The 10,049-nt window shown below is 69.4% G+C and carries 7 protein-coding genes and 1 pseudogene; 2 read left to right on the top strand and 6 right to left on the bottom strand.

All coding sequences use genetic code 11. The features are described 5' to 3' along the window. The first annotated feature begins 465 nt into the window (after nucleotides 1-465). On the top strand, nucleotides 466-2,853 hold the full coding sequence (locus tag IHE55_RS30235; RefSeq protein ID WP_197992582.1) for a DEAD/DEAH box helicase: 2,388 nt from the start codon (nucleotides 466-468) through the stop codon (nucleotides 2,851-2,853). A 130-nt stretch (nucleotides 2,854-2,983) separates the two neighbouring features. Here IHE55_RS30235 and IHE55_RS30230 read toward each other — a convergent pair whose 3' ends face one another. From IHE55_RS30230 to IHE55_RS30210, 5 genes are all read right to left on the bottom strand, one after another. After that, nucleotides 2,984-3,190 carry a nuclear transport factor 2 family protein gene (locus IHE55_RS30230; RefSeq protein WP_232267065.1) on the bottom strand — a complete coding sequence of 69 codons (207 nt, stop codon included), beginning with the start codon at nucleotides 3,188-3,190 and terminating at the stop codon, nucleotides 2,984-2,986. Further along, nucleotides 3,190-3,324, bottom strand: a complete 135-nt coding sequence (locus tag IHE55_RS30225; RefSeq protein ID WP_197992580.1) for a nuclear transport factor 2 family protein — start codon at nucleotides 3,322-3,324, stop codon at nucleotides 3,190-3,192. Before IHE55_RS30225 ends, IHE55_RS30230 begins: the two co-directional genes overlap by 1 nt. A gap of 3,231 nt (nucleotides 3,325-6,555) precedes the next feature. After that, nucleotides 6,556-7,182: a hypothetical protein gene (locus IHE55_RS30220; protein WP_197992579.1), complete on the bottom strand. Its 627-nt coding sequence runs from the start codon at nucleotides 7,180-7,182 to the stop codon at nucleotides 6,556-6,558. Further along, nucleotides 7,179-7,703 carry an RNA polymerase sigma factor gene (locus tag IHE55_RS30215; RefSeq protein ID WP_197992578.1) on the bottom strand — a complete coding sequence of 175 codons (525 nt, stop codon included), beginning with the start codon at nucleotides 7,701-7,703 and terminating at the stop codon, nucleotides 7,179-7,181. Before IHE55_RS30215 ends, IHE55_RS30220 begins: the two co-directional genes overlap by 4 nt. Beyond that, nucleotides 7,700-7,981 carry a hypothetical protein gene (locus IHE55_RS30210; protein WP_197992577.1) on the bottom strand — a complete coding sequence of 94 codons (282 nt, stop codon included), beginning with the start codon at nucleotides 7,979-7,981 and terminating at the stop codon, nucleotides 7,700-7,702. Before IHE55_RS30210 ends, IHE55_RS30215 begins: the two co-directional genes overlap by 4 nt. A gap of 531 nt (nucleotides 7,982-8,512) precedes the next feature. Between IHE55_RS30210 and IHE55_RS30205 the strand changes: the two are divergent. After that, nucleotides 8,513-8,861, top strand: a pseudogene (locus IHE55_RS30205) (transposase); the annotation flags it as partial. Here IHE55_RS30205 and IHE55_RS30200 read toward each other — a convergent pair. Beyond that, complete coding sequence (locus IHE55_RS30200) at nucleotides 8,820-10,010, bottom strand: barstar family protein (RefSeq protein ID WP_307826955.1); 1,191 nt, start codon at nucleotides 10,008-10,010, stop codon at nucleotides 8,820-8,822. The pseudogene IHE55_RS30205 and the gene IHE55_RS30200 overlap by 42 nt on opposite strands. Nucleotides 10,011-10,049 lie beyond the last annotated feature (39 nt).

The raw sequence follows: 10,049 nt of genomic DNA, 5'->3' as shown, positions 1-10,049 counted from the left end.
AAAGACAGAAAAATTCGCGCAAGCGCGAATTATGGATGCCCGCGCAAGCGCGGGCATCGGGGCTGGCTGCGAAGGGAGGTGCATCGCGTGCGGCACTGTGTAGGGCATGGGATTCCCGGCTACCACCCCAACAGCGGATGTGACGGTCTGTCGACCTGACGGTGTGCCGGCCTCACCGCGATGATGGGTTCCGCTGCGCTCCACCCGAACCCTCCCCCCGCCCTCGAAACCGTTCGGTCAACCTCGCCGATACCTCGCCCGCATACAGGGCAGCTTGCCGCTCGTGGGCGAGAACGAGTCATGCGTCACCCCGGGAAGAGAAGTCGCTTCGTGAGTGCTGCATCATGGAGTTGCTAGTGTGTAGAGTATGGAATCAGACACCACACCCCAGCGCCGCGCGCACCTCGCGTCGGGATTGCCTTTCTGATTACGCGCCCTCATTCCGCGAAAAGGAGAACACGGGGCATGTCCGTGAAACTGCGTGATCACCAGATCGAGGCCGTTGCCGCTATTGTGCGCGGCTTGGACATTCCGCCGGGTGGTATCCCGTGGAATGGCCTTCGCGGGCAGGTGCACGCCGCATGTGGAACGGGGAAAACGGTTATTGCCGCCGTGTCGGCAAAGCGGATTATACCCAAGGGGCGGATTCTCGTGTTGGTGCCGACGCTGGATCTGCTGGCGCAGACGGTGAAGGCGTGGCACGAGGTCGGGCACACCGGGCCGGCGGTTGCCGTGTGCTCACTCCAGGACGACCCCGAGCTGTGGAGCATGAAGGTGCGCTCCACCACCAACCCCATCCGACTGGCTCTGTGGCACGGCTCCGGGCCCGTCACCATCTACGCGACCTACGCCAGCCTCGGCGTCCTGGCGGAGGCGTTCGAGGGCGTCTACGGGCAGAAGCTGGACCCGGTGGACCTGGCCGTGGTCGATGAGGCTCACCGGACTTCGGGGTCGATGGGTAAGGCGTGGGCGGAGATCCACAACCAGACCGTCATCCCGGCGCACCGTCGGCTGTACCTCACCGCGACGCCGCGGATCTGGGAGGAGCGGCTGAACCGCGAGGTCGCCGAGGGGGTGCGTGACCCGCTGCCGCGGGAGATGGCGGCCTCCATGGACGACGAGAACATCTTCGGCCCCGTCCTGTACAAGCTGTCGCTGGCGTCGGCCGTCTCGCGCGGGTTGCTTGCGCGGTACCAGATCATCGTGCTGGAGCTCCAGGACCCGGTCGTCACCCCGGAGCGGCTGATGAGCGAGGAGCGACACACCGAGGAGGTCCGCGGGGAACGCCTGGGGGCGCTCCAGGCCGCGCTGCTGCACACCATGGCGCAGCACGGGCTCCGGACCTGCATCACCTTCCACCACCGGACGATGGAGGCTCAGGCGTACGCGGAGGGCCTTCAGCGCATCACGGCCAAGCTGCACGCCGACCAGCCGGAGAAGTACCCCGCTCGGATCTGGGCGGACTGGCTGTGCGGCGAACACGACCCCGCACGCCGACGCGAGGTGCTCGCCGGGTTCGGGACCACGGCGCAGCGCGCCGTGCTGTCGAACTGCCGCGTTCTGGGTGAGGGCGTGGACATCCGGGCCGTGGACTCCGTTGCCCTGTTGGATCCCAAGGGGGCGCCGCACGACATCGTCCAGGCCATCGGGCGTGCGCTGCGTCAGAAGCCCGGACAGGGCAAGGTGGCCTCTTTGATCGTGCCGGTATTCCTCCAGCCGGGGGAAAAACCAGAGGACATGTTCACCTCGGGATCGTACCGGCCCTTGGTGAAAGTGCTTGAAGGTCTGCGCGCTCATGACGAGGAAGCTGTGGAATTGCTGGCGATTCCGCAGGAGCCGCAGAAGGACGTCGCACAGCCGTCCCAGTACATCGGTCCGCCGCCCGGGGAGGGTGATGAGGAATCTCGTCTGCTGCTTCGTTTTGCCGCTCCGCGTGATCCGGTGATGGTCGCACACTGGGTGAGCTTCAACGTGATCGACACCGAGAAGCAGGACTGGGCACGCGGCTGGGCGACGTTGAAGAAGTTCACCGAACGCGAGGGCCACGCCCGGGTGCCGTACGGGCACAAGGAGGGCGCCTACCCCCTCGGGCAGTGGATCGCGGAACAGCGACGGGCGCACACGGCGGGGCAGATGAGCGGCCTGCGCGCCCGACGGCTGGAAAAGCTCGGCATGGTCTGGCGCCTCGCAGATGAACGGTTCCAGGAGAACTTGGAGGCCGCGAAGGCGTACCACGAGCAGCACTGGACGCTGTGCGCGCCCCGCACCGCCACCATGCTGGACCGGCCGATCGGGCAATGGCTGTCCAACCTCCGCCGCCCTGGAGCGCTGGAGGGCCACCCCGAGTGGGAGGAGGCGCTGCGCAAGGTCGATGAGGACTGGAACCCGTCGTGGCCGCCGGAGTGGCAGCGGCACTACGCCGCGCTGCGCGAGCTGGTGGCTGACGAAGAGGGCCAAACAGAGGTTCTGCCCGGGGTCACCGTCCACGGCATGGACATCGGGAAGTGGTTGGCCAAACAGCGCAAGCCCGAGGTCTGGCAGGACCTGACGGACGGGCAGCGCGAGCGCCTGGAGCAACTCGGCATCACACCGCTCGCCCCCGCCCCGCAGGAGCCCGCGAAGCCGCCCGCGGCGCTCTGGAGCGCCTTCGAGCGGGGCGTAGCAGCCCTGGCCCAGTACAAGACCCGCACCGGCTCCGTGAAAGTCCCCAGAGGACACGTAGAACGGCTGGAGGACGGAACGGAGGTTCGGCTCGGAGTGTGGATCATGAACCAGAAAGGGCGCCGGGCCAAGCTCACCGCGGACAAGCTCACCGCACTCGCCCACCTCGGACTGGAATGGGCTGCAGCGTAGGAGCGAGGTCTGGGAGTTGCGTGGCGTGGCGCACACCGCTGCTGCCGGCGGGTGTGAACCCGGCCGCCGCCGCTCCGGCGGCGGGGCACCGCGGGCGGTCGAGGAAGCCCCGATCGCGCGCCGGGTCGGCTCAGCGGAAGAAGCGGACGGTGTCGATGAGCCCGTCGCGGACCCGGTAGGCGACCAAGACGCGCACCGGCTCGTCAGCCACTCCGTAGGCGGTCTCATGGTCGATGACCCAGTCACCCTGGATCAGCCGGGCAGTGATCTCGGCACGGCACCGCCCCTGAGCGAACTGTTCCGCATATCCGGCGCGCAGTTCCTCCCGGCCCGACATCACCCCACCATCACTCTGCTCGACGGTGGGGTGATGTCGGGGGCGTAGGTACCGACGAAGGCATCGAGGTCATGGGTGTTGTAGGCATGGAGCTGCCGTTCAACAACGGCGACGGGACCGTTCGACTCGTTCATACGAGTGATCATGACACGCCGGCAGCCGCCCGACGGAGGCATCCACCCCCATCACCGTCCGGGCCCGCGCCACCGAGCTCTGCCCGGGCAAGCACGGCCACCGGGGGGCGGATCTACGTCCCTGCCCGACGGGCACAAGACCTCAATGAAGAAACCGCACCAGGCCTGCAAACGGTCAGAGCCGGCCGATCGCCTGGGTGGGCAGCGCACCCGACGACCGGTGAGCCCCGGCGGTAGACCAGCGACAGACCCCGAGGCGCACCAGCAGTTCGGGGCGGGGAACGCGCCGGGGTGGCGCGCAGCGCCCGCGGCAACGGCAAGGCCGAACGCGGCGCCCAGCTCCGGCAGGGCCACGGCAGCGAACACGGCGGGACGTCGGCAGTCCAGGCAGCAGGAGCAGCCGCCACGACGCCCTCGGCGCGGCACGCAGCCGACGGGGCCCGGCGTCCCGGGCGGCGACAAGGGCGGCGGCCGCGAGCAGCCCGACCGCAGCAGCCAGCTCCAGCAGGCTCAACCCTCCCTCGACGGCGCGCAGCGCGCCTGCGGCTGTGATGTCGTGCCCGAGCACGAACCACCGGTCGATCCCCGCCTCCCCGCCACAACCGCAGAAGCAGTCGCCCGTCGGTGCCAGCCGCTTTCTCCTCGTCTTCGTCACAGCCCCCAGGACCCTAGTGCCCCCACAACCCTGAGCCGGGGGCGCCTTCGCGAAGCCGACGGGGCGGGTCGGGGCTGCCAAGATGAGCACGACGGCCGCCAGCCGCGGCGCGTACGTCGGTGGCGGCAGGCAGCGCCGGACAGCGGGCACCGGCGGGGGCAGTTCGGCGGCGGAGGGACCTCGCGGAAGCGACGACGGGGCCGGGTACGTGGCGGGGTCCGGGCGAGCCCGGACGGGGACGGCCGGGGTGCGGGCCCGGGCGGTCAGTCTGCCGTCGCCGGCACGTGAGCGAGGTCAACCTCGCCGGCTTCGACCAGGGCCCGGCGCAGCCGCGCGACCTCGGCCGGGCGGTCGGGGCAGGCAGCGCCTCGGTGGCCTGCAGCAGAGTGCGGGCGTGGCGGCGGATGTCACCGCCGTATGCGCCTTCAGGGGCGGGGCGGGCGAGCAGGTGCGCGGCCAGGAGCAGGGCGTCGGGTCCGCGCGGGTACGCGGCGGCGCGTTCGGCGACCCGGGCGACGCCGCTCCGGGGTGTGGGCGGCGCTGCCCGGGGCCAGGGGCAGCCAAACCTCCTCCGGCAGCGCCGCGGCGAAGTCACCGCCGCCCGCGAGCGCGCCGGGCAGCAGGCCGGCGGCGAAGGCAGCGGTCCACCACACCTGTTCGGTGTCCACCGCGGTCCGGTCCACCGGGCTCATCAAGGTGAGGAGGGCCAGGTACCGACGGAAGCCGGAAGGCGGCCTCGGCACCACCCGGGGGCCGGCAGCCAGCTCACGCCAGGCGGCCATGAGGACGCCGAGCAGGCCGTCCCTGGCCGGTCAGCAGCGCGTGCACCACGCCGAACGCCGCGCCACCGGTCGGTTCCTCGCGCAAGACGGCCGGGAGCCGGCTGCGGTCCAAGGCGGTGAGCAGCAGCGGATCGTGGGGGCCTTCGTGCAGCCATGCGGCGGTCGGCGAGGGGCGGCTGGGGAAGGAGCGCGTACAGCTTCGGGTGGGCGGTGGCGAAGGCGGTGGCGCGGCGGTGCGGGAGGGGCAGGTGCGCTCCGATCACGGCGGCGACCGCCTCGTCACCGGCACGGACGGCCAGGACGCCGACGACCAGGCCCAGGGATGTCGCCGGGCATCTCGCCGTCGCGCAGAGCCCGGCCGGCGGCGTAGTCCAGCAGACAGTCCAGCACGCGCACCGCCGGGTGGGTGCCCAGCAGACCCGCGGGCAGCTGGTGTTCCTCCCCTGCCGCCGGGCCGGCCGAGCCGTCGGCAGTGCCGGCAGCGAGCGTTGCCGCCGCCGGGCGAGGCCCGGGCGACCGGGCGGGTGAGAGGCTCGGCGAGAGCGTGCAGGTGCTCCAGGACGGCCGGGAGGTGACCACCGAGGCCGGTTGCCGGTGCGCCACACCAAGCGCAGCAGGCCGGACCACACCCGGCCGGCGTACTCACCCGCGTCCGGCACGTGCGGGTCGGCGGGAGCGGGCAGCGCGCTGCTGAGCGCGAGAGCAGCGAGCTACGACTTCCGCCGGACCGGCGGAAAAGACCTCGGGACGGCCCCCTGCGGCCACGGCGGCGGCGAGGCAGAACACGCCGAACCCCGGCAGGACAAGAACGGCAAGCACAGCCGCGACATCAACGGACCAGACGGTGACAAGGGCGGCGGCCGCGAGCAGCCCGACCGCAGCGGCCAGCTCCAGCAGGCCGTGTGGCGTAGGGGGCGGCATCCCAAATGCTCATCCCTCGGGCCATGCAGCGGCTCAGCACCCGCCGCGCCTCGACGTCGGACAGGCGCCGGGTGGACAGGGCCATGGACCGTCCTCCCCCGCCCCCGGCGTCTCCGGCTCGTCGTCGTAGTCCTGGTGCTCGTCGGCGACCCGGATAGTGACGACCCAGGCCGGGGCCGCCTGGGCGGCGGACACCGCCACCGGGCGTGGCGCGGCCGGGACGGGGCTGACACCTGACGCTGACACCTGGGCGCGGCCGGCTCGTCCCGGCCTCACTCTATGGCAACTGCTGTTGCATCGTCTTCGCAGGTCAGAGGCGGTCTGCTACGTTGATGTCCGCGGTCCTCACGGGCATCGTGAGGCGGTGTGCCCCTGTTTGCGCGCCCGAGACCGGCGGCTTGTCACGGACCTGGTCATGAGGGACCGGGCGCGCCGGCTACTTCCCGGGGAGACCCCTGGGGGAAGCGTCGGCCCGGTCCCGCCGGGTCCTCGACCGCTGCCCGGGCCATCCGTCCGGCACGCTGCGAGGGCTACCCGCCTGGCGCCTCACCGGAGAAGGCCGCAGCGCGCGAAGAGTGGCAGCACATGCCGCCGCAGCGGACAGCGCAAACAGCAGGACCGGACCTTCCATCGCGAGGCGAGAGGAGACCCCGAACTCGTCGCATGCACTGGCGTGGCGTGGCTGGCGGTAGGCCCGTCAGTCGGCTTACGGAGCTTTAGGCGATGCAGATGATGAAGCAGCAACGGCCCATCCCCGCGTGCGCGGGGATGGGCCGTTGCTTCAACGAGTCGTCCGGCCTTCTCACGTGAAGGCCTCATGGAGGCTGGTCTACAAGGGCTCTCCCGTCTGTGGGCGCATGACGCGTTGTCGTGTCAGCACCGTGGGCCGCCGGTGGTGTGGTCCAGGTGCGCCAGGAAGACCTCAATCTCACGCACGAGAGCTTGTGTTGCTTCTGACAGGTCGACTCCGGCTTCCCCCAATGCCCAGTCGACCCTGTCTGCAGCAACGCGAGTACCGGCTGACCGGCACACAAAGCCACTCACGAATGATCTGAAAGACTCCTCAGCGTGTTCTTTCCCGCGCCCACAGCATGCCGATAGGTTTTCTTCCCTCTCGGCGTCAAGGATACGAAGATAGTCCCGCGCGTCCTCGTCACCCTTGAGCGCTGCTTTTTCCCACCAGCTTCGCGCCACATCATCCCTGTCCAGGAATTCAAGGATTTCTGCTACGCGTCGCGTTTCCTGCGATGTCGCGGAATCATCGATTTCCTTTTTCAGGAGAATGCGTAGTTCACGGACCGCGCCTACGTTTTCCAGGCAGAGGGCGGGGGCCGGGGGCCAGCCCGAAGGCTGGCCCCCCTCCGCCTGGACAGAGTCCTCGCCGATCCGGGATCCCTTGGAAAACGCCTGCTCAGAGCCTTCGAGCAGGAGCCACAGAGCGAGGAGCCGGATGGCTCCCCGCTCCTCGGGTTGGTGCGTCCAAGCGGACAGGTATGTCATGCGGTGGCCTCCTCGCTGTGTTCGTTGATGGACTTCTTCAGGTTGTTGGCGGCGGCTTTGATATAGCGCTTCACCGACTCCTCCTTTATTTGGAGGCGCTGTGCAACCACGGCAGGGCTGACGTCCTGCAGAACACACAGGATGATTACCTCGCGCTGCCGTTCAGGAAGGCGGGCGACGAGTTCGTCGATTCCTTCCTTAATCACTTCGTAGGCGGCCTCGGGGATGCCGATTCCGGATTCAGTCTCTGGCAGTTCACGGACCGGGGTCAGGACCATCCGCTTGTTGCGGCGGAACTGGTCGATGACCGCCCGTCTCACCACGGTGCGGCCGTAGGCGGTCAGCGAACCGTGGCCGGCGATGAGTTGATCCCATCGCCGGTACAACTTCAGGTAGGCGTCCTGCACTGCATCTTCCGCGCTGTGCGGGTCGCCGGCCTGGGCACGGGCCAGTCGGGAGAACGCCTCGATGGTCTTGAGGACGAAGGACTCGAAGTCCGCTCCCGGAGCGGCCTCACTCACGCGGCCTCCCGCGAGGTGATAGCCCGGTGGCCCGCCGGATCGGCCGTGTCCTTGCGGAACAGCCAGGCAGGCCGGCCCTCCTCGAAACGGACGGCAGAGCCGCCGTCGGGCAGGGCCTGCGCCATCGCGACCATGGTGGCACGCTGCTCGCGCTCCACACGGGTCTCGATATGCGCCTTAACAAGCAACTCCGTGATGCCGCGGGTGCGGCGCATCACGAAGACCAGCAGGAACAGCAGGGGGACCCCGCCCGCTCCCACCCAGTACGACCAAGTCATCGACCAGGCCTCCCAGTAGAGACGAACTCGTTGATGAAGGACCGAGGGCCTTCATCCCCTTACACGCCACCGAGGGTTCAGATCCGGATGCCGGAAACCCAGATTCTTTCCCAACACCCCCGCTTCCCCGCCTGTCCCACCGAGCCTTCGCAGCGGGCGGCCGGGCCGCGCGGATGGGGCCGCAGCGCATGGCCGGCGTCCGGCAGTAGCGGACGCGGGACGGGACCGGGACTGCGGCCTGACATGGGCGGGACGACGGACGGCAGACCGGGCTACCCCAGGCGGCGTGCTGGCAGCTGCCCGTACACGGCGGCCGAATCCCGATGGTGGAGCACGGCCGGAGCGCGGGCGCAGGGCAGCCGGCGCCCGGCGGCGGGCCAGCGACGGAAGGTGCACGGCGGACGGGCCGGACGGAGCGAGTGCGGCGGCGTGACCGGCCAGCCACCGGCCCGCAGTCTCGGGGGCGGCGGCCAGGTGCTCCAGGAGCGGGGCCGCCGGCCAGACACCGGTCGCCTTGTCGGCGAGCAGCAGGTGCGGCCGGCGTGGGGGCGGATAGCGCCTTTGCTGCCGAGTGTTGATGGTCGTGGGCGACCGTGGCGGGATCACCGACAGGTGATCAACGGGGTGATGTGGCGGTTGCGGACCGGTGCTCCGCGTGACCTGCCACAACGCTATGGGCCGTGGCATCGGACGGTACCTGGGCCCGGCTGCTGGAGCAGTCCAGGTCCACGACGGCTCGATCGGGGCGGTGGAGTGGGCCGAGCCGGTCGACTCCACAGTCAGCCGGGCTCACCAGCATGCCGCCGGTGCCCGCAGGAAGGGGCGCGGAGTGCCCCGGCTACTGAAGAACGACGGTTACACCGCAGCGTTTGAGCAGCTGAACGATGTCCTCGAAATAGGAGAGCCCCTGATCAGGGTCCGAGACGACGTCTGCCAGCGCTCGGCGCGCTACGTCCGCATCGTGCCAGGCCAGGGTGAAGGGCAGGGCCACGCCGAAACCACCACCCAGGCAGTCCTTGAACGCGTTCCACTCTCGCCCGAAGTAGCCCCCGGGCCCCACGAGGGCCTCTGCCATCGCGCAGTGAAGGCCGGGCACGTCGGTGACGAACTTGCCGTCAAGATGGTGGGTGCCGCCAGAGCGGTCCGGGCGCTGATCGCTCATGCGGGTGGCCGTCAGGTCAAGCCACTCGGATCTACCCTGCGCGGAGTACGGGGCCCATTGGTTGCGGGTTGTCGGCGCTCCCCGATACCAGGTCTCCCAGATCGGCCGGGCCAACAGCGAAGGCCGATCGTCGCCGCCGTCGGCGAGTGTGATGTCGACGAGGGTGCCTCCGAGCACAGACGGCTGTGTCTTCTCGATTCGCAGGTACACGTTGTGGCGGTACATCACCTCGCCGTGGCGGTCCAGAGCCCACAATTGCACCCAGTCCCGGTCCCACTTGCGGGGCCGACGCAAGACGGCGAGCAAGGGTTCAGCGGCTTCGCATCCGATGAGGTGCAGTGGAGTCGATGGCGGGGCTCCGCGCGAGACAAACAGCCCATCCACTCCGACGCAGTGTCCAGCGGGACTGGCGACCATGGTGGTTCCTGCGAACAGTTTGAACTGCGGCAACACCGGCAGGGTGTGGTCCCAGGCCTGCTCCTCTTCAACCCCGGCCCCCACGACGATATCCAGCAGGGCCGGGTCGCTTCGGTTCGGCTGGTTGGCGAGGACGACAGTGTCCACCAGGGTCCACCACTGCAGCGGCTGCTCGTCGTCCCATACCTCGACACAGACATCACCCAGCAGCCCAGTCGACTCTGCGGCTGGCGACAGGGCATCGCGCAAAGAACCTGTGGGAGTGCATCCTCGCAGCGTCAATACCTCCCGCTTCGGGGACACTTTGTCCACAAATATGCCCTCGACGCTCGCGCACCGTCCCCAGTACTTCTCCTCGCCCTCCTCGTCCTCACGGACCAGCAGGTACTTGACCGGGAAACCCCGATCCCAGGCAACGTGATCTGCGATCCGCACAAGTCCCCCGAACACTCAACCGGTCTCCTGCCCAAGATACGGCGTCAGTCAGGA

The sequence above is a fragment of the Streptomyces pactum genome (genome assembly GCF_016031615.1).
Classification (GTDB): domain Bacteria; phylum Actinomycetota; class Actinomycetes; order Streptomycetales; family Streptomycetaceae; genus Streptomyces; species Streptomyces pactus.
Note: the sequence above shows the minus strand (reverse complement) of the source record. Positions and strands in the feature narration are given on the sequence as shown.

Bases quoted from the DNA above. Each gene is read 5' to 3' on its own strand.
- IHE55_RS30225 (WP_197992580.1), bottom strand. From the start codon at position 3,324: ATGAACGAGTCGAACGGTCCCGTCGCCGTTGTTGAACGGCAGCTCCAT.
- IHE55_RS30230 (WP_232267065.1), bottom strand. From the start codon at position 3,190: ATGTCGGGCCGGGAGGAACTGCGCGCCGGATATGCGGAACAGTTCGCT.
- IHE55_RS30235 (WP_197992582.1), top strand. From the start codon at position 466: ATGTCCGTGAAACTGCGTGATCACCAGATCGAGGCCGTTGCCGCTATT.
- IHE55_RS30220 (WP_197992579.1), bottom strand. From the start codon at position 7,182: ATGACATACCTGTCCGCTTGGACGCACCAACCCGAGGAGCGGGGAGCC.
- IHE55_RS30210 (WP_197992577.1), bottom strand. From the start codon at position 7,981: ATGACTTGGTCGTACTGGGTGGGAGCGGGCGGGGTCCCCCTGCTGTTC.